We start from the raw sequence: 22,976 nt of genomic DNA on the forward strand, positions 1-22,976 counted from the left end.
GAGCTTTTGAGACTGCGGTCTCTGCAAGGGATCAAGCTTTCTTCGAAACCATGAGTCACGTTTTGCAGAGATGAAACAGTTCCGCTGTTTTTCAATCAGGAGAGTGAGATGTTACGTAAGGTCGCCTTTGGAGTTCTGGCAATGACCACTCTCGGGGGATTTGTTCTGGGCACGGACATGTTCAGCTACCTGAGAACTGGTCTCGGATCCGTTCGAAGTCAACTTCGGGCTGAAGTTCCGATCGAGTTCGAAATCGAACGGGCGAAACAGGAAGTCGAACGACTGCTGCCTCAGGTGCGAAAATCAATGCATCTGATTGCGGAGGAACAGGTTGAGGTCGCCCAGCTGCAGACATCAATTGCTAGGAAAGAAACGCAGCTGAACGGCCAGGAGAGTGCCATTCTCACCATGCGGAACGATCTCAAAAAGGACGATTCCACCTTCCGATATGCTGGACATCGCTATTCACGAAAAGATGTCGAGCGGGATCTCTCCGAGCGGTTCAATCGATACAAAATTGCCGAAGAAACGGTCAAACGCGAGCAACAGGTTCTAGCGGCCAAGCTCACAGCGCTGACAGCAAATCGTGAGACACTGGAAGGCATGCTGTCTCAGAAGAAAACACTGGAAGCTGAGCTCGCGCGACTCGAAGCACGAGTGAGGACTGTCGCCGCTCGAAAGGAAATCAACGGGTTGCAGGTCGACAGCTCGCAGCTGACCAAAGTGAAGTCGTTGATCGCATCCATCGAAAAACGCCTTGATATCGAAGATGCAGTTCTTGCAGCAGAAGGCGATCTGAATGGGCTGATTCCAGTTGATCAGGAGGACGCTGCAGAAGAAAATGAAGATGTTGCCTCCGCTGTTGATCTGTACTTCAAACGCGGGGCAGAGGAGCGTCAAATTGAGCAGGTGGATTTTTGATCTGCTGACGAATTCGACAGCGGACCGATTTCACCACCGCAGCAGGTTGCCTGCGAATGACCAAATACAGTCCCACCATCGACATCCATTCCACACCGGGATGCCGGTTATGGATCGATGGTGTTGGCTGCTGGCTCCTTTGGTTTCGCAAGTCACTCACATTTGGCAGCGTGGGAGCGAATTCGGTCGATTATCGGGTTCGCTTTCCAGCCAACCTGAGAACCAGGCACTTGATCTGGGCTCGGGAAGAAGACCACGATTGGCTCACCCCTTGGGGAGAATGTCGGGTCAATCAGCAACAGATCAGCAATAGAACCGGGGTGAACACCGGAGACATTGTACATCTGGGGAACGCATTGAAGCTGGAATGGTGTCGCCCTTCGCCGCTTTGCGCCTCGGTTCGACTTTCACTGTCGCCACTTCGCTCAATTGACAGCCTGGATGGCATCATCCTCTTTGATCAGATCTGTTTAATCGGCCCGGGAAAGAACCAGCATATCGAGTGTCCTCAATGGGAATCTGATTGGATTCTGTTCAGTCAGGACGGAAAGCTGTGCGGGAAGAATTCCGAGACTGACGAAGTCGTGCGAATTTCACCAAAGCAACCGTACTATGCCGGGGATTGGAGATTTCTGCTGGAGCCAATTCCGGAAAGTGAACAGGAACTTTCAGATTTGGAATGAAATTTTAAGCCGCAGTCCTCGCTGGCCCGTTCTTCACTCCGGCTGATCTCCACAACGTCTATTGCCATTTCCATTTGAAATCACCTGAGGAGCATTGCATGAAGTTCACGTTTGCTCCTGAATCTCGGCCGCTGCCTGGCTTCACGATCAAACGCGCGATTTATCGCGGGGGGTTTGGGGAAGTCTATTTCGGCGTTTCGGATGCAGGTCGCGAAGTGGCACTGAAGCTTCTCCACAACAACTCGGATGTCGAAATCCGTGGTGTCCAGCAATGTCTGAATCTCTCTCACAGCAATCTCGTCACGATCTTTGACATCGTGAAAGATCACGACCATGACCACTGGGTTGTCATGGAGTACATCTCAGGCGAGACCCTCGATGCGGCGATTCGTAAGTTTCAGAACGGGATGCCAGTTGAAGTCATTAACAAGTGGCTACCGGGGATTGTGGATGGTGTCAGCTTCCTGCATCAGCGCGGGCTCGTCCATCGAGATCTGAAACCCGGCAACATCTTCCTGCAGGACGGAGTCGTCAAAATTGGCGATGTGGGGCTTTCCAAGTTCATCTCATCCAGCCAGAGGAGTGCCCAGACGCAAAGCGTTGGAACCGTGTACTACATGGCTCCGGAGGTTTCCAAAGGAAGCTATGGACGCGAAGTGGATGTCTATGCACTGGGAGTCATTCTCTATGAGATGCTGACCGGAGATGTCCCGTTTGATGGGGAATCGACCGGTGAAATCCTCATGAAACATCTGACCGCGCAACCTGACTTGAACCGACTTCCGCCGGTGTTCCGCCCTGTCATCGCGAAGGCATTAAGGAAGAATCCGGAAGAGCGATTTCATGAAGCCGGAGAACTGCTAACTGCATTTAACGCTGCAGTACTTGGCCCACGCACCAATCAGCAGTCGGCATCCAGTGATCGCCATGACGATCGCAATCATCACAAGCAAGAACGAAGCGCTGCCGAAAATTGGAAGCAATGGTCACCAGAGTTCGCAAAGACATTCACCGATGTTAACGACGCGGTCAGTTCACTCGAAGGTCGACTGTGTAACAGCATTCAAAATGAAGTTGCATGGTGGGGACGAAAATGGACGAAGGGGCAATTGGTTGAAGTTGGAATTCTGGCCATTGTTCTCGGAGTCATTCTCGGACTGATCGGGATTATTCTGGCTCCGATCTGGCTGATTGTCCTGCCGATACTCTTGGTCCTTGCGCCGTTGCTATTCGTGATTTTCATCGCATTTTATTCCGAGATCTCGTCAGCGATGTCTCGGTACTTTGCATCTCCGCGCCCTCCAAATCCGATCAAAGCCGACACTGCTGGAGACGCACGAAACTCCGCGCCGGTGGCAGTACAGGTACAGTCATCCCCGGCTCAAGTGAAGCAGCTTTCGACGTCGACGCATTTGGCAAGCATGACCGCAATCGCAACGTTAATCGTGCCGATGACAGTTCTCCTGTCAGGGATCCTGATCGCCGTCAAACATTCCATGTTTCAACAAGGATCTCTTCAAATCCTTGACCGTAGCCTCGTGGCAATGTTTGTTTTCACGGCGATCACGGCAGGCTGGGGGATCACACTTTTACAGTGGGTTCATCCTCAGGGAACCCGCCACGCGCATTCATTGTTAACCAAAGGATTGATCGGCGCATTGGTCGGCGTTGCAGCAATGCAGATCTCGGCGTATTTGTTTGTCACTTTCCCGGAAAGTTGGGAGTACCGGGCGAGAGGTCATTGGACGATGTTCGGTGATCTCGCCTTGATGAACGGGAATTCAGGCCCGACAACATTCGGATATGTCATGTTCTTTGGGCTGTTTTTTGCACTCCGAAACTGGTCTCAAGTGACATCGTATCACCGCTCTGTTCGCTTCTCGATTTGGGGAGTTCTGAAGACCATTTTCGTTGCGTGGTTCATCACCATGATGTTTGCCTTCCCAGTCGGATTGGCAATGGTTTGGGCGGCTGTCATTTCCAGTGCCGTGCAACTGGCGAGCCCTTGGCACGGGAATCATAAAACTCAAGTAATGCACTCCTGACCTCGGATCTTTCGATCGACTTATCTTCGATCTGAATGAATGTGTCATTGATGATCATAATTGTTCTGTCTCAGCAAGATCCCTGAGACGTGTCTGGAGCACGAGATGAGTTTGGGAATTGTATTCATATTCGCTCTGGCAATGATCATTATCACCTGCATCATTGGGCTGACCTCTTCGCGGTTGAACCGTCTCGTGGTCCCAGTAGGAGTGAGCCTCCTCTTGATGGGCTGGTTCCTGCTACAAGTTCAGCGGAGAGCTTCTCCTCCTGATATTCAAATGGCGCAGCCTTCGAATCTAACGGTCACCCAACGTTCCTCCGATTCCTCGGACAAGTATGTCGTTTCGCTCCCTGAGCAAGATGACTTGGAGGCGGAATTACCGGAAATGCCGACAGCAGAGTCGAAGTCCGATGCCCCCATTTCCGTCCTGGAGATGACTTTCAATCTGCCGAACGGACCATTAACCAGAAAACACTCTGAGACGATTCCAGATTGGGTGAGCACAAAGTCTGAATTTGCACCGCGAAGATACACTCACTGGGTAATCGTTTCTCAACGTTACGCAACGGCCAATGAGGCACGTGATGAGCTGTCGAGAAGAATTGGCATCGAACTGGAGAAGAATCAGCTCTATGTGAAATCGAATGCAGACAAGACCGGAAATTTCGCTGAAGTCTATGCGCGTTTAATTAAAGAAAACGCAATCATCAGGGAGTGCAAGGTTGCGTGGCCGCTTGAAGTCGGGGGGTTTCGGGAAAGAGTTTATCAGATTGCCTGGGAGATTCGGATCAACCCCGAAGTCATCAGCCGACTCCATGCGGACTGGAATCGCCAAAGGAGTCAGGCCAACCTGATTCGACTCGCCTCTGCATTTGGTGGGATCACGATGCTGTTTGCGACGCTGACATTTGTATTGCGACAACGGCAAAAGGAATAACACACGCTCTTGATCTCGGCTAAAATAGCATGCAGTGAAGCCGCCTCTGGAGCGAACTGATGAACCGTGTGAAGTGCTGGCAAGTTGACGCATTTACTGATCGCCCGTTTGCAGGGAATCCTGCCGCGGTCTGCTGGCTCGAAGAGCCTGCGACGGATCAATGGATGCAGGCGGTCGCGAATGAAATGAATCTGTCCGAGACGGCGTTCGTCCAACAGAACGCCGGCCGGTTCGGATTACGCTGGTTCACACCGACAGTTGAAGTCGACCTTTGCGGACATGCGACGCTCGCAACGGCACACGCTCTGTGGTCGAATGAGTTGGCTCCACGAGACAAGCCATTGCAATTTAAGACGCGAAGCGGTGATTTAACCTGTCAGTGGAATGCCCCGTTAATTGAACTCGATTTCCCTGCGCTCCACGCGGAACAGTCAGAATCCGAACCAGAGATCATGAATGCTTTAGGTCTCACGCACGTTGTTGAAACCGGGCGTAATCGGTTCGATGCGCTGGTCGTCGTTGAATCGGCTGAAGTCGTGCGAACTCTGACTCCGGACTTTGGAATGTTGGGGAAGATTCCGGTTCGAGGCGTGATCGTGACTGCTCCTTCCGATGATCCTCGATTCGATTTCATCTCACGATTCTTTGCCCCGTTTGTCGGTGTCGATGAAGACCCTGTCTGCGGATCGGCTCACTGCTGCCTGGCAACATACTGGGGGAAGCGGCTCGGCAAGACGGCACTTCGCGCGTATCAGGCATCACGAAGAGGCGGAGAGCTGTTGCTGAAATGGAACGGCGATCGAGTCTCATTAGGTGGGCAGGCGGTCACTGTCTGGGCAGGTGAGTTGCTGTAGCCCTCCTGTCAGTTTTCAGAACGCTGTCTGACTGACCCGCAATTTCCAATTCCGATTCAGGCGAAGTTCAATGCAATCGTGATCGAGCGCACCCCATCAGGTTGTTCTCGATGTCACAACAAATCGCCATCTCTGTCATTATTCCGCAGCACAGCCGATGTGAACTGACAGTTCAAGCCGTCTCGACGCTCGCATTGCATCATCATGCTTCCGCAATGCAGATCATTGTCGTCGATGATGGGAGCCCCGCTGCGGAAATCGCACTTTTTCAGCAACAATGCCCGGCCGGTGTGACGATCATTCGCCAATCACAACGCCGAGGCGTCACGGCTGCCTGGAACCTTGGAGCATCCGCTGCAGCAGCGAATACGCTGGTCTTCCTCAACAACGACACCATCACGACCGGAGAATGGCTCACGTCCATCTCGCAGGCATTGACTCAGGTCCAAAGTCGGTCAGGCGGAAGTGCTCTCAAGCTCGTCGGGGTCCAGTCACGAACATCTTCAGAGGTCTTGCGAATTCGTCCGCTGAACTCATCCATCAAACGCCCCCGAACTTTACTGCAAGGCTGGTGCCTTGCGATGCACCGTCGGACGTTCGAGGCACTGGATGGATTCGATGAACGCTTCTGTCTGTATTACTCAGACACCGATCTGCAGCTGAGATGCCTGGAAACCTGGCCTCAAAGTATCGGCGTCATTCATGGACTGCCTGTTCGCCATCTTGGTCGCAAGTCGACACGCTGTTGGGCCAGGCGAAACGTGGACTGGAAGAGTGACAAGGCCAAGTTCTATTCAAAGTGGAAGGCAAATTGATGCGGTTGGTTCAAGTATGCAACGTCGGTCAGATCTGTGGAGGAACAGCTGCGTGTGCATGGACCATCACACGTGCGTTCCCTGACTGGGAACATCACATCCTATTCCTGTCCCCTCCCTCAACGGAAACAGTCCAGGCGTTCTCGCATTGTCAGATTGCGAACATTCGTCGCGTCAATGACGAAGTCCTCGCTTCACACCGGCCGGATCTGGTGATTCTGCATAACACTGCAGCGAAGAACGCAGACGTCATCAGTTCTGCAACAACAATCCAGTTCCGACATTCGCAAGGGATTCATGCAAAAGCCGATCTCTCAGTCTCTTGTTCGAAGTGGCTGGCAAAGCACTTTGACGATTCAAACATCGTCCTTCATCAGCCAGTCCCCAAACCAGTCCGCCCCCACCTGAACACGCCAACAGGAACTCAGGACGCCGCAAAGGAGAGCCGTCATTTCGCGACGAACTTGATCGTTGGAAGAATCTGTACCCCCACTCAACGCAAATGGCCGAGCGACGCACTGCACGTCTATCGAGCTGTCGCAAGTACATGCCCTAACATTCAATGGGAATTCGTTGGATGCCCGATCGAACTCCAATCACAGTGGCAGGACGCATGTGCAGGAAGGGCAACATTTCTTCCGGCAGAATGGCAAGCGAGAAGGCATCTCTGGCGATGGCATGCGCTGCTCTACCATCACCCCACACTCACCGAATCATTCGGGCGAACAGTGACAGAAGCGATGCGCGCCGGGTGCGTCCCGATCGTTGATGCCAAGGGGGGATTTATTGAGCAGATCGAACAGGAACGTACCGGCTATCTGTGCGCGTCACAAACTGACTTCGTAGCAGCGGTCGATCGCCTGTCGCATTCTGCTCACTGGTGGAAAATGTCTCGTGCAGCAATGACTGCTGCCGATGATAACTTCTCATTACAGTCGTTCCGCAGGCGATTTCTGTCTCTCGTCAAACGAAGAGCAACAGATCTCTCCGTTGCTCTTCGTTGACATTAAGAATGTCACGAAAGTGACTGAAGCGCTGCGAGAATCGCGTCGTGCAGAAGACCATTGGAGACGACCACTCCGCGGTTGTTCTTCAATGTTCTTCCTGCGGCGAAATCGAGTGGCTTCCCGTCGATATCGGTGACGCGTCCGCCGGCCTCTTCCAAAACGAGAACACCGCCAGCGTGATCCCAGATTTTCTCTTCGTATCCTTTTCTTGTGGGAAGTCGGAGATAGAAGTCTGCGTTGCCTTCCGCAACAGTTGCATACTTCGCCTGGCTATCCATCCGCACAGGCTCTGCGGTGATATTCAGACTTTGCAGAATCTGTGATGACTGGTCATGAGCACTATGCCCCGATTCCACCGATTCACACATTCTCGCCAGTTCCGGCTGAGCTGTCTTTGATACTTTGATTCGGGTGGGATACGCAGAAGGATTCGACAGAGGAATCGCGAACGATCCTGACCCACGAACGGAATAAAAGACCGCCCCTGTCTGGTCACCGAATGGAAGATTTGGACAGGCCAGAGCTGCGATTTCGATTTGATGGTCTACAAGCAACGCGAGAGAGATCGCGTACTGTTCTTTTCGCAGGAAGCCTTTGGTCCCATCAATCGGGTCGAGCGTCCAATAGCGATTCGCCGACCCGTCATGATTCCCGGCGTCAATCCACTGCAGCAGTTCTTCTTGCGTCGCTGCAACCCCGCTGGTGGTCACTTCATCCAGAATCAGTTGCAAGAATGCCGCGTTGGCTGGATCTCTCAGGTCGCCAGAATCCTCTTCTCCAACAATCAGTTCACCGGGGAAATCATTCAGGATCTCACGGCAGATCACAGCCTGACTCGCATAGTCAGCAATTGTGACCGGTGACTGGTCCTTCTTCTCCAACGATTCAGCAGTGATCTTCCCCTGCACGGATTGACAAATCGTTGATGCCGCCAGGACTGCATTTAACGCAGCGTTCAACTCCATTTGATATGACGGGACCATCTCACACATCCTTCACTGTGTTGTCGCGAATTGGCACTCGGCTGTATTGATTCAGCATCTGTGCCGCCGTGGCCGGGAACGATTGCCGTTCAACCGATGCCGTGCCAGACGCGCCAGTGTAGAAAGCTGTCATTTCCTCAGCAACGAGTTCGCATACGAATCGCCGCGCGCAATGTCGAGAATCGGGCAGAGTGCAGCAAGCATCCCACCCAAGTCTAGGGACTGTCCTGCCCTTCTGAGCTTCGAAGTTGACACCCTCCAACAGTGCGTCCACAAGGAACGCTTATTGAGGGCACGTGCGAACGATTCGCTTGAAAGGCTTTCCAGGACTCACCTTGGTTTCTCACTACTCGGGCATGAGAGATTCCCTCAGCGAATAGCCTCATAAATGATGACAAACATACAGAACTTATTCATCTGCCAACAAATGTGGTAGATCGAGATATTAACATTGACCGATATCACTATACGGATATGCTCACTGCATCTCTATTCAGATAACGCGCCGACATCTCTCCCAGACCACTTATAACCGAATCGATTCGCCAATTCTTACCGATGCATGTCGGTCGAGGGTCAAATCGAGTTCATTATACACGGAGATTACGATGGCTCATATTCGCGCATCCTGTCGAAAAGGATCTATTCGACATCGAAGCCAATCTCATGGTTTCACTCTCATCGAACTGCTTGTTGTTATTGCCATTATTGCCATCTTGATTGCGTTGCTATTGCCTGCAGTGCAACAGGCCAGAGAAGCAGCCCGTCGTTCACAATGCCGGAACAACCTCAAGCAGATCGGACTGGCTCTTCACAATTATCATGACGCAGCCAAAGTCTTCCCGCCTGGATGGATCGTGCCTCAATACTGGACCTGCAATGGAGCCACGAAAGTGATTAGCAACGATCATCGCTATGTCGCGCATAGTCCATCATGGGGGCTCTACATTACCCCATACATCGATCTGGCACCGATCTACACATCGCTCACGTTTGGACAAGCACAAAGCTGCTGGGACGGGGGAGGTTTCGTCAACTTCACTGGCTCCGGACTCTTGCGTGCTCCCAGTGCCACGAGTCCTTTAAGTAAGTCTTATCCCGTCTACTCGTGTCCATCAGATACTCAACCGTTTGATACGCCTGCAATCCGCAATTACGGTCGATCCAGCTATGTGTGCAACCGAGGGAACGAGAACATCTATGGGCAGGCGAGCAAGATGGACCCCAGCCCCGGCGTCTTCTACACCAATTCCCGAACTGGCTCACGGGATATCACTGATGGCATGAGCAATACATTCGCCATCGGGGAAACAAGTGCACTTCAATACAACGATGTGGACTCAAGCACGGTCTATGAGATTGGTGGCGTCTGGGCTGGACTTGGAATTCACAAAACGGATGACCTTGTCTCCAGAGTTGTGTACCGCACCCGACCGCTCAATCGGAGCACGCCAGTGAAAACAAATGAAAGCGACGGGTTTGGAAGCCAGCACACCGGCGGAGCACACTTCCTCTTCTGTGACGGATCGGTGAGGTTCATCAGCGAGAATATTGCAATCAACACATACGGGAACCTCGGAGATCGCGCGGATGGCATGGTCCTTGGTGAGTATTGATCAATAAGCCAATCGCGTCACCGCTCCGTTCACATCGTGTGGTAGTTGCCTTCCGTTTCTCGATGTCTTCTAACGGTAGGGGCCAAGATGTTTAAGATCTCCCGTCGACCAAATGTGATGCTCGCTCTGATCGTGAGTTGTGTCTCCCTCGCAGGTTGCTGGAAGTCAGAGACAGGTCCCAGGCAGTTTCACGTTTATGGGGACGTGACATACGATGGAAAGCCGATTCCGGTCGGACGCATCTCCTTTGTTCCAAAGCTGGGAGAGAACTCTGGTCCACCGGGCTATGCGATCATTCAGCGTGGCAAGTTCGACACCAGAAGCAAAGGAGGAAAACCCTCCATCTCAGGGCCACTTGAAGTGCTGGTAACTCACTATGGCGAACCCAATGCTGAAGGAGCACTTCCTGAAACTGCCCTCTTTGATGACTACAAATCAGAGCTCGCAATCGATTCAAAGAATCGCATTACACAGATGGACCTCAGCATTCCTCTGCTGCCCACGAAAAAGAAACTCAGACGAAAGTAACGAGCAGGACCCTGCAAACGCTCGGCTGCAACGATCAATTCGGAACACGAACGTCGGGAAGTACATAGTCGAACAGATGCGTCGCAGCTCATCGTATTCAGCTGAACAGTGATCGTATTAAATAAATGCAGGTCAGGATCCGATGGAGAGCCTGACCTGTTTATTATTAATATTCCTACCTGTGCCGCTATTTCCCTAACAGCTGGTTCACGTACGGTAGAACGTGATCTTTGTATGTGAACTCGTCTGGGTTCTCCGGGTCAGGAAACTCCTTAATCAACTTTCCTTCTCCGTCAAAAACCAGCACGATGGGAATCGACTGGTGCTTGATCTTATCGGTGAACAACGTCTCTGTATCTGTTGAGAGCAGAACGTTCTTGAATGTTGCCTTTTGCTTATTCAAGAATGCCTGAACTTTCTCTCGATGCGTTTCAGCAGTGGTCCCGTCAACACCATCAAAATCTGCGGACACAGAAACACAGGCGATCTTGTCGCTGTGATCCTGATGCAGTTTCACGAGGTTGGGAAACTCATCGACACATGGAGGGCAATAGGTCGCCCAGACATCCATCACCACAATCTTGCCGGGATATTGCTTGACCAGCCCAATCGTTGAATCCCAATCGAGGGTTTCGAGCGTCACAGGCTTTGCCTGATCTGGTGTCGTTGTTGTCGGAGAAGCAGAGGATTCGGCAGGAGTTACCTCCTTCATTTCAGCCGGAAGATCAGTCTTCGGAGTTTCCACTTTCGGGCTGGGGCACCCCATTGCGGTCAGCAACAACAATGCTCCAGAGAAGGTCCATTTCATCGCCATACTTATCTTCCTCACGATGCTAATCAGAAGTAAGGGACATATTCAGATAGCAGACCTGTCGCCCACCTAGAGCAAAGAATCGGCTGACATTACTGATGACTCTGAGCTGCGGTAGGAAACGTACCAGCCTGAACTTCTTCGATATACTCTTTTGTACCTGTCAGGATACTGGACTTGAGATCCGCGAAAAGTTTCATGAACTTCGGCTTGAAGCCAGAGACTCCAAACATATCAGGAGTCACAAGCACCTGACCATCACAATGGGGACCTGCGCCGATGCCGATCGTTGGAATCTTGACCGTCTCTGTAATTTTTCTGGCAATCTCAGCAGGCATTAACTCCAGGACGATTGAGAACGCCCCGGCTTTTTCAGCGGCAATTGCGTCGTCCAGTAATTGCTGTTCATTTCGCTGAACGGCTGACATCTTGCCGTATTTCCGGACTGACTGCGGCTGCATTCCAATATGTGCCATGACCGGAAGATCACATTCCGAGAGGCGTTCAATCGTCTTCGCCTGATGGACGCCCCCTTCGAGCTTCACGGCGCCACATCCCGTTTCTTTCAAAACACGTCCAGCACTCTTGATCGCCTGTCGAGTACTGACCTGATACGACATGAACGGCAAGTCGACAATCACCAGACACTTCTTCGCCGCACGGGCCACAATCTCGCCGTGATAAATCATCTGTTCGAGAGTCACTGGCAGCGTACTGCTGTGCCCCTGGACGACCATTCCCAGTGAATCGCCAACAAGCAATGCATCGATCCCGGCTTCATCGAGGATCGACGCCCACAAGCAGTCATAAGCCGTCAGAACAGTCAGCTTGCGGCCTTGCGATTTGGCATTTGCGAATTCAGGAACATTCATGGGAGACCAGAGACTTATTCAGCAGAAGATTTCAAAATCAGACAAACGAGAGCGTGAATCGCAGGTGAGTACGTGCCTGCCTTCCGGACATTGCACGAACACAGTGACAGTATCGATGTCAGTCATCCAGAACGCAAGGTGTCTCTCCTGGTGACATTCGATTCAAGATCACCGGTTCAATCGTCGGAAGCCGGCGAAAAGCTGAACCTGCTGCAACTTCATTCCGCGGACCCGATTTTTATATACTGCTTGTACCGCATCATTCATTGCCGTTGGATTGTCCTATGAAAATCGCAGTCGTGCAGATGGATGTCACTCTTGGCCAGATTGACTCCAACCTGAATAAAATCATCCATTACTTGCGAATCACACGTGAATCCGGTGCTCACGTGACAATCTTCCCAGAATGCGCTCTGACTGGATATTGCTTTGCGACCCTGGACGAAGCGAAGCCATTCGCCCAATCGATTCCAGGACCAGCAACGGAACGAATCCAGAACGAGCTCTGTTCACTGGGTGGGGCCGCCGTCTTTGGTCTGATAGAAGATCACGCAGATGGAATCTTCAACTCCGCTGTCTTCGTCACAGCCAACGGTGTTAAACAGTCCTACCGAAAGATCCATCTTCCCTATCTTGGAATCGATCAGTTTGCCACCCATGGAGACCGCCCGTTTACGGTTCATGAATACGAAGGCATTCGATTCGGCCTGAGCATCTGTTACGACTCTGCCTTCCCTGAATCGATGCGATTGCTGGCGCTACAGGGAGCTGATGTCATTCTTTTGCCGACGAATTTCCCCAGCGGTGCAGACTCGATGGTCGACCATGTGATGCGCACGAGAGCATTGGAGAACAAAGTCTATTTCGCGTGCTGCAATCGAGTCGGCGAAGAACGGGGCTTTCCCTTCATCGGTCAAAGCCAGATTGTTGAACCGAGTGGGCATCTGGCAGCAAAGGCCTCAGCCGATCAGGAAGAAGTGCTCTACGCAGAGATCAATCCTGAACTCGCCAGAAACAAACGGGTCGGACGCTCCTCTGTCATGCAGGCGATTGACAGAATGGCCGATCGCCGCCCTGAAATGTACGGTGGGTTACTCACACCACATGCTTTACCACGCCCTGGCCGCGACGCCAATTGAGTTGATTGATCGCCTCGAACGACTTGTCACTTGCCGGACTTACCAGATGTGTCGTCGCCCTTCAGTAGGTCGGCAACGCGCTGCTCCCAGAACGACAATTCTGCGTAGTCCACATTCGTCTCTGATGAAGTTTGCACATCGAGCGGGTTCGGGACATCTGGTTTACCGGGAACAACTCGACGTTTCGCCGTTGATGGGGCAGGGGGCAACGGTTGCGCGTCCTCCGGGACAAGTGAGTTCGCAGGTTTTGCCTTGGCCGCAGGCTTCGCCGCCCCTCCTGCTTTCGCAGACGGTTCCTTTGGCGCCAGCGGTGTCACATCAAGAGGCTTCTTCTGCTCGTCCTGATGCACCGAACGTTCAATCTCTGCGACATCGATATCAGCGAACTCCAGCGACCAATCGACAGGACTGACTTTCGGTTGTGGCTGCGTTGTTTCCCCCGCACTCATCGCCGATTTGTCCTTATACTGCTGACGATCTTTTCGTTCATCCAGCTCGACGAGAAATGTGTCGGACTTAATGCACTTCGCACGAGCCGCCCGTGCTGCAATTCTCATTCGCTGATCACTGGAGACGACAGTGATCAATTCTGGTTGTTCCGCGCCCAGGAGCACATCTTCGATCAGATCATCAGCCTGACGGCCTCGCGGGGAAAAGATCACCTGCATCCCGTGAGCCGTTTGAGCGCGTCGATCGCTTCCTTCTGCATACTGCGCATCAAAGATAATCGTGGTCTGCGAAAGTTCCTCTTCCGTCAACCCTTCCTTCAGCCGCTTGAACAGACGGTCGCGTGCCTTTTGAAACTGGCCAGTATGCGGACGGACTTTTCCATATCCTGCGAAATGCAGGAGGTTGTATCCATCGATTACCAGTTTCATGGCCATGGTCTGATCCGCGGATATGTCTGACTCATATCAAACATCAAGTTCGTTGCATTCTCCCAAGTCAGGTAAACTGATCTGGATGCAAGCTCAGCTACAAGGACGATTTCAAGTTGACTATTTTAGTGCAAAACTCGACGATCCGGTTCGGCGAGATGGAAAAAATGAATTGAATAACTCGAATCCCCTCGGACGAAACGGTCATAAGGATTCAATTCCGGCAGTCGAAATCCCGGTCTTCATGGAATGATGCCACATGCGGAGCCCCCCCGATCAACTTAAAGTCATTGGATGGAGAGAATGGGTTAGCCTGCCTGCGCTCGGTGTCGATGCCATCAAAGCAAAGATTGACACTGGGGCAACAACCTCGTCCCTGCACGCTTTTGAAATCGAGCGGTTTCGCCGAAAGCGAATGGATTACGTCCGGTTTCGGATTCACCCGAAACAGCTGAACAATCAGCTTGTCGTCGCGGCAGAAGCCCCACTTATCGAGATGAGGACCGTTCGAAGTTCCAATGGGCACGAGTCTGAAAGACCGGTTATTCGGACACTGCTGCAAATTTTCGAAGAAATCTGGGAAATCGAGCTGACACTCGCGAACCGAGATCAGATGGGTTTTCGCATGCTCCTGGGTAGACAGGCGTTAAGGGAACGATTCCTTGTTGATGCGGGAAATTCCTATTACGACGAGGCTCGAAAGCCACAGCGCCGGAAACGGTAAGTTCCGGCTTGAAGCTTCTGAATACCCACATATGATCTCAATGGCAGTGTACGCTTTCGTACAGCCAGACCTCTCAAACGCTCTGTGGATCTAATGTCCCAAGACGAACCCGCACCAGTGCCTGCGACCGAGGTGGTCACAGACGAAGCATCGCCGCCACAACGGCCGCTCAAAATTGCAATTCTTTCTCGAAAATCGTCACTCTACTCGACGAGACGCCTCAAAGAGGCCGGTGAAAAGCGAGGGCATCAGGTTCAAGTCATTGACTACCTGCGCTGCTACATGAACATCACCTCTCATCGTCCTACCATCATTTACTCAGGGCGCGAGCTGAACGACATCGACGCTGTCATCCCTCGTATCGGGGCATCGCATACGTTCTATGGAACAGCAGTTGTTCGTCAGTTTGAGATGATGGGAATCTTCACAGCGAATGAATCACAGGCGATTACGCGTTCTCGCGATAAACTCCGTTGCCTGCAACTCTTGTCACGCGACGGAATCGGATTGCCGGTTTCCGGGTGTGCGCATTCAACAAAGGACATCGACGGTCTGATTGATATTGTCGGAGGGGCTCCACTCGTCGTTAAGATTGTCGAAGGGACTCAAGGTGTCGGGGTCATTCTCGCCGAGACTCGTAAAGCCGCGGAGGCGGTGATCGAAGCGTTTCGAGGAGTTGAAGCAAATATTCTTGTGCAGGAATTCATTCAGGAAGCAGCAGGAAGCGACCTGCGTTGCCTCGTTGTCGGCGGAAAAGTCGTCGCTGCGATGATGAGAACCGCGCGAGCCGGCGAGTTCCGCTCCAACCTCCATCGAGGAGGAACAGCGGTGAAAGTGAAGCTCACCCCAGAAGAGCGGACAACTGCGCTCCGAGCTGCCAAATCAATGGGGCTTCGGGTCGCTGGTGTCGACATCCTTCGCTCCCGACATGGGCCAGTTGTCATGGAAGTCAATTCCTCTCCAGGGTTGGAAGGAATCGAAAATGCATCCAAACAGGACGTGGCCAGCAAAGTGATCGAGTTTATTGAAAAACATTGTGATACATCCGACTCCAAGGACCGTATCAAAGGATAGACAACAGAACAGCAGACAAGTTGCCCTGTGAACAAGCGAATCAGTCACAGGCAAGCTTGTCATCCCCTTTTGCACATTCAAATTATGGAACGTCCTGAGACTTCGAATCCAAGACCTGTCCTGGAAATCCAAACCGGCAAACATAAAGGGCAGCGGATTACGCTCAGCGCAGACGAAGTCATCATCGGTCGGGGCGAAACCGCCAGAATTCGCCTCCCATCTCCTGATGTGAGTCGCGAACACTGTCGCCTGGCGTACTCAAATCGCCGCCTGATTGTCGAAGACCTGAAGAGCCGGAACGGAACGTTCATCAATGGTCGTCCCATTACCGGGAAGCGTTACATCGCCCCGGGGCACACGTTGACGATCGGGCCGATGACGTTTTTGTTACTGGGTGCCGCAATTGACGAAGCACCGGCCGTGGGCCTTGCCGTCTCCGGGAAACGCGGAATTCGACCTGATCTCTCAGATGATGATGTGATGGAGTTGATCTCTGATCGCCTCACCACAGAGGCCAACCTGAAGGCAATGGAAACCTCTGATCACATCCCGATCATCCCTCGAGAACACCCATTGTCAGAGAGCTAAACCGATTCGGCCTCATGCGTGCCCGCGCAGAAGCGCCTCGGTTCGATAGACAAGAGAAGGTTTCCTTGCACCTCGCTCAATTGCAGCATGGCGCATAAAAAAAGGTGGTTCACAAAACTGTGAACCACCTTCCGATTTTCATCTCAAACTGCTCAAACTCGCCCAAGCACGAGACAGGCATTATGTCCACCAAAGCCGAAGCTGTTGGACATCAGCCGATCAATTTGCATTGGACGTGCCTGAAGCGGCACATAATCCAAATCACATCCTTCGTCCGGCTCCTCAAGATTGATTGTCGGCGGAGCGACTTGATCCTGAAGTGCCATCACGCAGATGATAAATTCCAAACCGCCGGAAGCCCCGAGAAGGTGCCCCAACTGACTCTTGGTACTGGAAACAGCAACACTCTTGGCGTGTTCTCCCCAAACCGTTTTCACTGCAAATGTCTCTGCCTTGTCACCAAGTGGAGTACTGGTGCCGTGAGCGTTGATGTATTGCAGATCCTGAGGATTCAACTGAGCGTCTCGTAGTGCATTTTTCATTGCACGAGCAGCTCCGCGTCCCTCCGGGTCAGGTGCGGTCATATGATTGCCATCGGCAGCCATACCATAACCAAGAACTTCGGCAAGGATATTTGCCCCGCGAGCCTTTGCATGCTCGTATTCTTCGAGCACACAAATCCCAGCTCCCTCGGCAATCACAAACCCATCGCGTCCTTTGTCAAAGGGGCGACTCGCGGTCTGTGGATCGTCATTCCGAGTCGACAGGGCTTGCATGCGAGCAAAGCCTGACAATCCCATTGGAGTGATTGCAGCTTCGCTTCCGCCAGTCACCATCACATCCGCATCACCCATCTGAATCAAACGAAAGGCATCGCCAATCGCGTTATTCGAAGAGGCACATGCAGTCGCAACAGCACTGTTCGGTCCGCGTAGTTTCCAGCGAACAGATACGTTTCCGCTTGCCGCATTGACCATCAGCTTCGGAATCATCAACGGAGAGACCCTTGCAGGCCCTTGATCAAACAAAGCAGCATGCTGCTGTTCGATCTCGCTGAGACCACCGATACCGCTTCCGATCAACACACCATGCAAATATGGGTCACCGGCATCGAAATCGATTCCGGATTGCTTAATTGCTTTGTGGGCTGCAGCCATTGCGAATTGAACAAAACGGTCAAGCCGTCGGACTTCCTTATCGAGAATCTCGATATGGTCTGACAAATCAAAGTTTTGAACTTCGCCGCCGAACCGAACCTTAAAAGTCGACGTATCAAATCGACGTAATGGCCCGATCCCGCTTTTTCCGGCGCATATGTTGTCCCAGAACTCAGGGATTTGATACCCGAGAGTGGAAACGACGCCCATCCCTGTGACAACGACGCGCCTACGCATTGCTCAAGCACTTTCCTTTTGCTTGATGTAATCGATTGCATCACCCACAGTGCGAAGCTTTTCATAGTCTTCGTCCGGGATGGTCACACCAAATTCTTCTTCGAACTTCATGCCCAGTTCAACCAGGTCCAACGAGTCCGCGTGCAAATCGTCGATGAAATTGCTGTCTCGTGTAATCTCGTCTTTATTCACGCTCAATTGTTCGCTGACAATTGAGATCACTTTTTCTTCCACGAACTTACTCCTTTCACGGAGAAGAGCACCCCAACGGTGCATCCATGATGATTGTCAAAAAGTCGTTGACGCAACACGAAATCTGGCTGTTTGCGATAACGGCGTCAAGATATAGCGGCTTTTAACTTACGTGTAAACGGCAAGGCAAAGATGCCTTCGATATTCGGTAGAGACTGCCGAAACTCATGTGTCATTGACCACAGTACAGGGAATTTTGCGGTCAACTCGCTTCATCAACCCTGTCAAAACCCGTCCAGGACCGATCTCGTAGAACTCGGTAATGCCAGAATTCAGCATGTACCGCAAGCAATCTTCCCACCGAACAGGGCTGACGACCTGCCGAACGAGGATTTCCTTGAGTTCTGCCGGATCCAGATGTGGAACGGCATCCACATTGGAAACCACTGGGATTTCCGGGGATTTCATCTCAACCGCAGCCAAAGCCTGCGCAAGACGCTGATCGGCGGGTTCCATAATCTTTGTGTGGAACGCTCCAGCCACTGCCAGCGGAACGACGCGAGCATTTGCAGCTTCCGCAAGCTCGACTGCTTTTTCGAGAGCAGCATTGCATCCTGAAATCGCAAGATTCCCCGGGCAAAGATAATTTGCGATCTGAATCAGCCCTGCAGAACGCGCTTCGTCGCAGATTGCGTTCACTTTCTCGACATCGAGCATCAGCACACTCGCCATGCCGGATGGAGTCGCGTCAGCAGCATCCTGCATCGCCTGACCGCGCTGCTGAACAATCCGCAAACCTTCCTCAAAGGACATTGACCCGGAAAACACGAGTGCTGTGTATTCGCCGAGGCTCAATCCTGCTGCCATTTCGCAAGACAGGACGATCTCTGGTGATTCTGCTCGCAGTTTCTCCAAAGCAGCCAGACTGGATACAAAGATTGCCGGCTGGCTAATCACAGTGGAATCGAGTTCCTGAGATGGCCCCTCAAAGCAGAGCTTTGCGAGATCGTATCCCAAAATCTCATTTGCCTGATCGAACAGGCGTCGAGCAGCGGGATAAGCTTCGACCAGCTTGCTCGCCATTCCCACATGCTGAGCCCCCTGGCCCGGAAAAAGAAAACCAATACGGCTCATGGAATGCATCTCCTTAATGCTGCCGAGGTCTCAGGCAAGAGTCGCCAGAACTGCGATAATTCAGCGTAACAGATGCCATTCACTTTGACACAAGTCACGCGATCAATACGAAAATTGGCCTCCAAGCATCAGTTCAACACAACTCTCTCCAGTGTGTGATTCGACGCATTAGAGACCACTTCGATTACGTGTGCCCATTCGACTCCGGTCTTCTCCAAGACCAGATTGCCTATGTCTGCAACGCTTCTGTGATTTTCTGATTGACGTTCCGATCTTTCAACGTCACGACGGTTTTAATCGCGTTTCGAATCGATCGTGCGTCGCTGGACCCATGTGAGATCAGACAGATCCCATCAATCCCCAGTAACGGTGCCCCGCCAGTTTCATTGTACTCGAACTGCTTGGCCACCTCGCTGAAGGCCCCAGCTGCCAAGTCTTTTTCAGCCTGAAGGGAATCCATCACGTTCGTGTAAAGGGTTTTCATCGTCATTGAAGCCATGCCTTCGCTGACTTTCAAAATGACGTTTCCGACAAACCCTTCACAAATGACAACATCAACAGAGCCATTGAAGACGTCACGCCCTTCGACGTTTCCAATGAAAGATTGAGCGACTGAACCGGCGGCAATCATCTGACTTGCCTCACGGATCGACTCATTCCCTTTGCCGTCTTCACTACCGATGTTCATGACACCGACGCGAGGCTCTGCAACTCCCAGCACTTCACGGGCAAATACACTGCCCATGACTGCGTACTGGGCGAGATGTTCAGGGCGAGCACCTGGGTTTGCTCCAACATCCATCAACACGGTTTTACCATGCAATGAAGGGAGGATGACCGCAATTCCCGGGCGTTTGACGCCTTTCAAAAACAGCTTGGTCCACAGGCCCGCTGCGACGACCCCACCGGTATTTCCGGCACTGATCAGCGCATCGGCTTCCTTGGCCGCCATCATTCTCCAGCAGCGAGCGATGGAGCAATCCGGCTTTTTTCGCAACGCTTCTGTTGGTTTTTCATCCATGCCAACAAAAGAGTCAGAATGCATGACGACCAAACGCTGGCCGGAATACCCGGTGCGTTCAATCATCGGATCGAGGACCGCGCGGTCCCCAACCAATACAATTTCAATGTCCGGAATTAATTGAAGAGCTTCAACAGCTCCATCAACGTTCACCGCGGGAGCGAAATCGCCCCCCATCGCGTCCAATGCGATCCGCATGTGAGACTATTCCTCAGTGGCGACCATGGGACGGCCCTGATAGGAACCGCAATTTGGGCAAACCACATGTGAAGGAACAGCTGTTCCACACTGTGTGCAATATTGCAACTTCATTGGCTTAACAGCGTTATGGCTGTTTCGCTTGCGGGATCGTGATTTGGACTGACGTCTCTTGGGGACAGCCATGATGCCGCACCCTTTCCACAAGTTAATTTCAAACGGGACGAACAACCAAACCCGGAAGCTAGACCCCGGGCAAGGAATGATCGGGAATCGTATGTCAGGGTCAAAAGTTATGTCAAGGATCAGGAGCCGTGATTGCCCATCAGACTGCCTGTATTGAGAAAACTACATATGCTGTAACGACATTCAGAGTGCGTTATTCGCCGGAACACGCTGTTTTTTCGACAACTTTGACGTATTTCCAACCTGACCCACAAAATCAACGCTCACTTATAGGAATCTGGCCCCTGAAGACGATAGAGTGTATCGAAAGTCCACGAAGTGTCTTCAACCAGCAACTTAATTGCCTTTTCCTCAGATTATTTGAACTTCTCGACGTGCGACACTTCAACGGTGTCGCCAGCCTGAATCTCCCGCAAGACGATTGACGTTGCCTCAAAAACCATGCGCGACGCAAAGCATCCACCAGAAACAGGAAAACAAACCGCAAAGGTGCAAACCAGTTGGTTTCACCATATTGCCCGGCGTCAGTTACCCCTCGAAACAGAGACCACAATCTTCATTCTGGTCAGTATCCTTGATTTCTTTGTGACTTACTGGCTGCTGATGTCAGGTGGATTCCGCGAAAGCAATCCCCTCGCGAACTGGTTCCTGGAAGGGTGGGGCGTCACCAAAGGAATGCTCCTCTACAAACTTGCACTGGTCACGATTGTGTGCCTGATTTCCCAAATCGTTTACCCTTACCGCCCACGCACCGCACGGTTACTGCTTATCGGAGGTACCGTGGCTGCCGGCTACGTGGTCATTCACGGTTTGCGACTGTATCTCGCCCATGGCCCAGCCCCTGCAACCAACCCCCTGGACCTTTTCTAAGCTGTCATTCCCCAACAACTCACGCACGATTCCAAGCGGATCAGGGAACCCAAAATGGCCAACCGAGAGGCAAAAACTTACCAGATCCTTGAAAACGCCCCTCCGGCAACCACTCCTGAAGAAGCTGCACCTGCCGACGACAGCAAAGCCCCCGAGACACCAAAGAAGCCGGTTGGACGCCTCCTTTCACTGGATGCGTTCCGCGGATTCATCATGCTGCTCCTGGCCGCGCATGGTTTTGGAATCGCAGCCCTCGCACGAACCCCGGCTGACAATGCAGTCTGGCAGATCCTCGACCGCCCCACGCTGCAATGGGTCGCGTTTCACTTCAACCACCCAGACTGGCAATCCAGCTTCGTCCCCGGTACCAGAGACCCCTCCATTGGTTCCCCCTGGCTTCACGTTGGTGTTTCATTTTGGGATCTGATTCAGCCTGCATTCATGTTCATGGTTGGAGTCTCCCTCCCGTTTTCCATGTCGCGGCGAGAAAGCTTTGGGCACCACAAACTGAAACGTGGGCTTCATGCTCTCGCACGATCGATCACACTCGTTCTGATGGGAGTCTTTCTCTACTCACTCTCGAACAAGACAACCAACTGGATCTTCCCCAATGTTCTGGCTCAGATCGGGCTGGGCTACTTCTGGGTGACCCTGCTGGTCGGGCGCAAACTTTGGATTCAGATTGCAGCAATGGTCACAATCCTTGTTGGAACATGGATTGGAATTCACACCTATGTGCCACCAGCAGACGCTTCCCCGAAAGATGTCAACGCCCGCTATGAGAAAGGCGAGATCTACGCCCCGCCATACAGACAGTGGTCCAAGAATCTCAATGCATTCCACGCCTTTGACGTCTGGTTCCTTAACCAATTCCCACGTTCCAGCGACGCTGGCGAATTTAAATTCAATGGTGGCGGCTACCAGACCTTAAATTTTGTTCCGGCCATGGCCACGATGATCCTGGGACTCCTTTGCGGCGAGCTTTTACTTTCCTCATGGCTCCCAAAAAGAAAATTCTGGACACTCGTCCTGATTGCCGTGGGATGTTGGGGATTGGGAATTTTCCTGGGAGCGACATGCTGCCCGATCGTTAAGAAAATCTGGACCCCAAGTTGGGTCCTGTTTAGCGGGGGCTTTGTCGTTGGCATGCTTGCAATGTTTTACCTGCTGTTTGACATCCTGCCATTCAAGAGGCTTGCATTCCCGCTCGTCGTCGTCGGCACCAATTCATTGCTGGTGTACTTCATGGGCGAACTCATTACGAAATGGCTCGCCCAGAATGTCACCCGCCACTTTGGCTGGGCCATCGACGGAATTCTCGGCTGGATTGCCAACACATTCCAGCTTCTGCAGGGGAGCACTGTTCCTCCAGCGGAAGCCGGAGCATATTTACACACCGCTTTTCAACCCGTAATCAGCGCAACCAGTGCAATCATTGCGATCTGGTTATTGTGTTACTGGCTCTACCGACAACGGATTTTCATTCGCGTGTGACCCATTTACC

Annotated in this window: 24 protein-coding genes; 15 read left to right on the forward strand and 9 right to left on the reverse strand. The window is 52.2% G+C overall.

What is annotated here, in order from left to right; all coding sequences use genetic code 11:
- Positions 1-108 precede the first annotated feature (108 nt).
- From SH527x_RS10015 to SH527x_RS10045, 7 genes are all read left to right on the forward strand, one after another.
- A complete protein-coding gene (locus tag SH527x_RS10015) occupies positions 109-921 on the forward strand; it encodes a hypothetical protein (protein ID WP_437194519.1) in 813 nt (270 codons plus the stop codon).
- A 56-nt stretch (positions 922-977) separates the two neighbouring features.
- Positions 978-1,604 (forward strand): hypothetical protein, encoded by a 627-nt coding sequence (locus tag SH527x_RS10020; RefSeq protein WP_437194520.1) that lies wholly within the window; start codon positions 978-980, stop codon positions 1,602-1,604.
- Between the two features lie 98 nt (positions 1,605-1,702).
- On the forward strand, positions 1,703-3,649 hold the full coding sequence (locus SH527x_RS10025) for a serine/threonine protein kinase (RefSeq protein ID WP_437194521.1): 1,947 nt from the start codon (positions 1,703-1,705) through the stop codon (positions 3,647-3,649).
- Between the two features lie 105 nt (positions 3,650-3,754).
- On the forward strand, positions 3,755-4,588 hold the full coding sequence (locus SH527x_RS10030; RefSeq protein WP_437194522.1) for a hypothetical protein: 834 nt from the start codon (positions 3,755-3,757) through the stop codon (positions 4,586-4,588).
- Between the two features lie 59 nt (positions 4,589-4,647).
- Positions 4,648-5,442 (forward strand): PhzF family phenazine biosynthesis protein, encoded by a 795-nt coding sequence (locus tag SH527x_RS10035; RefSeq protein ID WP_437194523.1) that lies wholly within the window; start codon positions 4,648-4,650, stop codon positions 5,440-5,442.
- A 110-nt stretch (positions 5,443-5,552) separates the two neighbouring features.
- On the forward strand, positions 5,553-6,257 hold the full coding sequence (locus SH527x_RS10040) for a glycosyltransferase family 2 protein (RefSeq protein WP_437194524.1): 705 nt from the start codon (positions 5,553-5,555) through the stop codon (positions 6,255-6,257).
- Entirely contained in the window at positions 6,257-7,261 is a 1,005-nt protein-coding gene (locus tag SH527x_RS10045) for a glycosyltransferase family 4 protein (protein WP_437194525.1), read from the forward strand. Before SH527x_RS10040 ends, SH527x_RS10045 begins: the two co-directional genes overlap by 1 nt.
- 11 nt (positions 7,262-7,272) lie before the next feature.
- Here the strand turns inward: SH527x_RS10045 and SH527x_RS10050 are convergent, their stop codons facing one another.
- Positions 7,273-8,247 carry a 3'(2'),5'-bisphosphate nucleotidase gene (locus SH527x_RS10050; protein ID WP_437194526.1) on the reverse strand — a complete coding sequence of 325 codons (975 nt, stop codon included), beginning with the start codon at positions 8,245-8,247 and terminating at the stop codon, positions 7,273-7,275.
- Between the two features lie 608 nt (positions 8,248-8,855).
- Here SH527x_RS10050 and SH527x_RS10055 point away from each other — a divergent pair.
- A complete protein-coding gene (locus tag SH527x_RS10055; protein WP_437194527.1) occupies positions 8,856-9,863 on the forward strand; it encodes a DUF1559 domain-containing protein in 1,008 nt (335 codons plus the stop codon).
- Positions 9,864-9,950: 87 nt separating this feature from the next.
- On the forward strand, positions 9,951-10,391 hold the full coding sequence (locus SH527x_RS10060) for a hypothetical protein (protein WP_437194528.1): 441 nt from the start codon (positions 9,951-9,953) through the stop codon (positions 10,389-10,391).
- Positions 10,392-10,578: 187 nt separating this feature from the next.
- On the opposite strand, the gene SH527x_RS10065 is transcribed toward SH527x_RS10060, so the two are convergent.
- Entirely contained in the window at positions 10,579-11,205 is a 627-nt protein-coding gene (locus SH527x_RS10065) for a TlpA family protein disulfide reductase (protein ID WP_437194529.1), read from the reverse strand.
- An 89-nt stretch (positions 11,206-11,294) separates the two neighbouring features.
- Positions 11,295-12,074 carry a 3-methyl-2-oxobutanoate hydroxymethyltransferase gene (panB, locus tag SH527x_RS10070; RefSeq protein ID WP_437194530.1) on the reverse strand — a complete coding sequence of 260 codons (780 nt, stop codon included), beginning with the start codon at positions 12,072-12,074 and terminating at the stop codon, positions 11,295-11,297.
- A 284-nt stretch (positions 12,075-12,358) separates the two neighbouring features.
- Here panB and SH527x_RS10075 point away from each other — a divergent pair, with 284 nt between their 5' ends.
- A complete protein-coding gene (locus SH527x_RS10075) occupies positions 12,359-13,213 on the forward strand; it encodes a carbon-nitrogen hydrolase family protein (RefSeq protein WP_437194531.1) in 855 nt (284 codons plus the stop codon).
- Positions 13,214-13,239: 26 nt separating this feature from the next.
- Here SH527x_RS10075 and SH527x_RS10080 read toward each other — a convergent pair whose 3' ends face one another.
- Positions 13,240-14,097 (reverse strand): NYN domain-containing protein, encoded by an 858-nt coding sequence (locus tag SH527x_RS10080; RefSeq protein ID WP_437194532.1) that lies wholly within the window; start codon positions 14,095-14,097, stop codon positions 13,240-13,242.
- A gap of 253 nt (positions 14,098-14,350) precedes the next feature.
- Here SH527x_RS10080 and SH527x_RS10085 point away from each other — a divergent pair, with 253 nt between their 5' ends.
- The 3 genes from SH527x_RS10085 to SH527x_RS10095 all read left to right on the forward strand — a co-directional run bounded on the left by SH527x_RS10085 (position 14,351) and on the right by SH527x_RS10095 (position 16,477).
- Complete coding sequence (locus SH527x_RS10085; protein WP_437194533.1) at positions 14,351-14,815, forward strand: ATP-dependent zinc protease family protein; 465 nt, start codon at positions 14,351-14,353, stop codon at positions 14,813-14,815.
- 93 nt (positions 14,816-14,908) lie between these two features.
- On the forward strand, positions 14,909-15,889 hold the full coding sequence (gene rimK / locus SH527x_RS10090; RefSeq protein WP_437194534.1) for a 30S ribosomal protein S6--L-glutamate ligase: 981 nt from the start codon (positions 14,909-14,911) through the stop codon (positions 15,887-15,889).
- An 84-nt stretch (positions 15,890-15,973) separates the two neighbouring features.
- The gene (locus SH527x_RS10095; protein WP_437194535.1) at positions 15,974-16,477 is read left to right on the forward strand and encodes an FHA domain-containing protein; all 504 of its coding nucleotides are present in this window, start codon (positions 15,974-15,976) and stop codon (positions 16,475-16,477) included.
- A gap of 152 nt (positions 16,478-16,629) precedes the next feature.
- Here the strand turns inward: SH527x_RS10095 and fabF are convergent, their stop codons facing one another.
- The 5 genes from fabF to rpmF form a co-directional block, all read right to left on the reverse strand.
- The gene (gene fabF / locus SH527x_RS10100) at positions 16,630-17,871 is read right to left on the reverse strand and encodes a beta-ketoacyl-ACP synthase II (protein ID WP_437194536.1); all 1,242 of its coding nucleotides are present in this window, start codon (positions 17,869-17,871) and stop codon (positions 16,630-16,632) included.
- Between the two features lie 3 nt (positions 17,872-17,874).
- Positions 17,875-18,147, reverse strand: coding sequence for an acyl carrier protein (gene acpP, locus SH527x_RS10105; protein ID WP_437194537.1), 273 nt, complete (start codon positions 18,145-18,147; stop codon positions 17,875-17,877).
- 141 nt (positions 18,148-18,288) lie between these two features.
- Positions 18,289-19,197: an ACP S-malonyltransferase gene (fabD, locus tag SH527x_RS10110; RefSeq protein ID WP_437194538.1), complete on the reverse strand. Its 909-nt coding sequence runs from the start codon at positions 19,195-19,197 to the stop codon at positions 18,289-18,291.
- Between the two features lie 229 nt (positions 19,198-19,426).
- Positions 19,427-20,416, reverse strand: coding sequence for a phosphate acyltransferase PlsX (plsX, locus tag SH527x_RS10115; protein ID WP_437194539.1), 990 nt, complete (start codon positions 20,414-20,416; stop codon positions 19,427-19,429).
- A gap of 6 nt (positions 20,417-20,422) precedes the next feature.
- On the reverse strand, positions 20,423-20,602 hold the full coding sequence (gene rpmF / locus SH527x_RS10120; protein ID WP_437194540.1) for a 50S ribosomal protein L32: 180 nt from the start codon (positions 20,600-20,602) through the stop codon (positions 20,423-20,425).
- A 441-nt stretch (positions 20,603-21,043) separates the two neighbouring features.
- On the opposite strand from rpmF, the gene SH527x_RS10125 reads away from it, so the two are divergent.
- Positions 21,044-21,472, forward strand: coding sequence for a DUF5658 family protein (locus tag SH527x_RS10125; RefSeq protein WP_437194541.1), 429 nt, complete (start codon positions 21,044-21,046; stop codon positions 21,470-21,472).
- Between the two features lie 54 nt (positions 21,473-21,526).
- Positions 21,527-22,966 carry an acyltransferase family protein gene (locus SH527x_RS10130; protein WP_437194542.1) on the forward strand — a complete coding sequence of 480 codons (1,440 nt, stop codon included), beginning with the start codon at positions 21,527-21,529 and terminating at the stop codon, positions 22,964-22,966.
- Positions 22,967-22,976 lie beyond the last annotated feature (10 nt).

The organism is Planctomicrobium limosum (assembly GCF_051465645.1).
Taxonomy (GTDB): domain Bacteria; phylum Planctomycetota; class Planctomycetia; order Planctomycetales; family Planctomycetaceae; genus Planctomicrobium.

What these genes read in the sequence shown, in the direction of transcription:
- SH527x_RS10075 (WP_437194531.1), top strand. Translation starts at nt 12,359, where the DNA reads ATGAAAATCGCAGTCGTGCAGATGGATGTCACTCTTGGCCAGATTGAC.
- panB (WP_437194530.1), bottom strand. Translation starts at nt 12,074, where the DNA reads ATGAATGTTCCTGAATTCGCAAATGCCAAATCGCAAGGCCGCAAGCTG.
- SH527x_RS10065 (WP_437194529.1), bottom strand. Translation starts at nt 11,205, where the DNA reads ATGGCGATGAAATGGACCTTCTCTGGAGCATTGTTGTTGCTGACCGCA.
- SH527x_RS10125 (WP_437194541.1), top strand. Translation starts at nt 21,044, where the DNA reads ATGCGCGACGCAAAGCATCCACCAGAAACAGGAAAACAAACCGCAAAG.
- SH527x_RS10020 (WP_437194520.1), top strand. Translation starts at nt 978, where the DNA reads ATGACCAAATACAGTCCCACCATCGACATCCATTCCACACCGGGATGC.
- SH527x_RS10015 (WP_437194519.1), top strand. Translation starts at nt 109, where the DNA reads ATGTTACGTAAGGTCGCCTTTGGAGTTCTGGCAATGACCACTCTCGGG.
- SH527x_RS10055 (WP_437194527.1), top strand. Translation starts at nt 8,856, where the DNA reads ATGGCTCATATTCGCGCATCCTGTCGAAAAGGATCTATTCGACATCGA.
- SH527x_RS10045 (WP_437194525.1), top strand. Translation starts at nt 6,257, where the DNA reads ATGCGGTTGGTTCAAGTATGCAACGTCGGTCAGATCTGTGGAGGAACA.
- acpP (WP_437194537.1), bottom strand. Translation starts at nt 18,147, where the DNA reads ATGCACCGTTGGGGTGCTCTTCTCCGTGAAAGGAGTAAGTTCGTGGAA.
- fabF (WP_437194536.1), bottom strand. Translation starts at nt 17,871, where the DNA reads ATGCGTAGGCGCGTCGTTGTCACAGGGATGGGCGTCGTTTCCACTCTC.
- SH527x_RS10025 (WP_437194521.1), top strand. Translation starts at nt 1,703, where the DNA reads ATGAAGTTCACGTTTGCTCCTGAATCTCGGCCGCTGCCTGGCTTCACG.
- SH527x_RS10040 (WP_437194524.1), top strand. Translation starts at nt 5,553, where the DNA reads ATGTCACAACAAATCGCCATCTCTGTCATTATTCCGCAGCACAGCCGA.
- SH527x_RS10035 (WP_437194523.1), top strand. Translation starts at nt 4,648, where the DNA reads ATGAACCGTGTGAAGTGCTGGCAAGTTGACGCATTTACTGATCGCCCG.
- fabD (WP_437194538.1), bottom strand. Translation starts at nt 19,197, where the DNA reads ATGAGCCGTATTGGTTTTCTTTTTCCGGGCCAGGGGGCTCAGCATGTG.
- SH527x_RS10130 (WP_437194542.1), top strand. Translation starts at nt 21,527, where the DNA reads ATGGCCAACCGAGAGGCAAAAACTTACCAGATCCTTGAAAACGCCCCT.
- SH527x_RS10080 (WP_437194532.1), bottom strand. Translation starts at nt 14,097, where the DNA reads ATGGCCATGAAACTGGTAATCGATGGATACAACCTCCTGCATTTCGCA.
- plsX (WP_437194539.1), bottom strand. Translation starts at nt 20,416, where the DNA reads ATGCGGATCGCATTGGACGCGATGGGGGGCGATTTCGCTCCCGCGGTG.
- rpmF (WP_437194540.1), bottom strand. Translation starts at nt 20,602, where the DNA reads ATGGCTGTCCCCAAGAGACGTCAGTCCAAATCACGATCCCGCAAGCGA.
- SH527x_RS10050 (WP_437194526.1), bottom strand. Translation starts at nt 8,247, where the DNA reads ATGGTCCCGTCATATCAAATGGAGTTGAACGCTGCGTTAAATGCAGTC.
- rimK (WP_437194534.1), top strand. Translation starts at nt 14,909, where the DNA reads ATGTCCCAAGACGAACCCGCACCAGTGCCTGCGACCGAGGTGGTCACA.
- SH527x_RS10095 (WP_437194535.1), top strand. Translation starts at nt 15,974, where the DNA reads ATGGAACGTCCTGAGACTTCGAATCCAAGACCTGTCCTGGAAATCCAA.
- SH527x_RS10085 (WP_437194533.1), top strand. Translation starts at nt 14,351, where the DNA reads ATGCGGAGCCCCCCCGATCAACTTAAAGTCATTGGATGGAGAGAATGG.
- SH527x_RS10030 (WP_437194522.1), top strand. Translation starts at nt 3,755, where the DNA reads ATGAGTTTGGGAATTGTATTCATATTCGCTCTGGCAATGATCATTATC.
- SH527x_RS10060 (WP_437194528.1), top strand. Translation starts at nt 9,951, where the DNA reads ATGTTTAAGATCTCCCGTCGACCAAATGTGATGCTCGCTCTGATCGTG.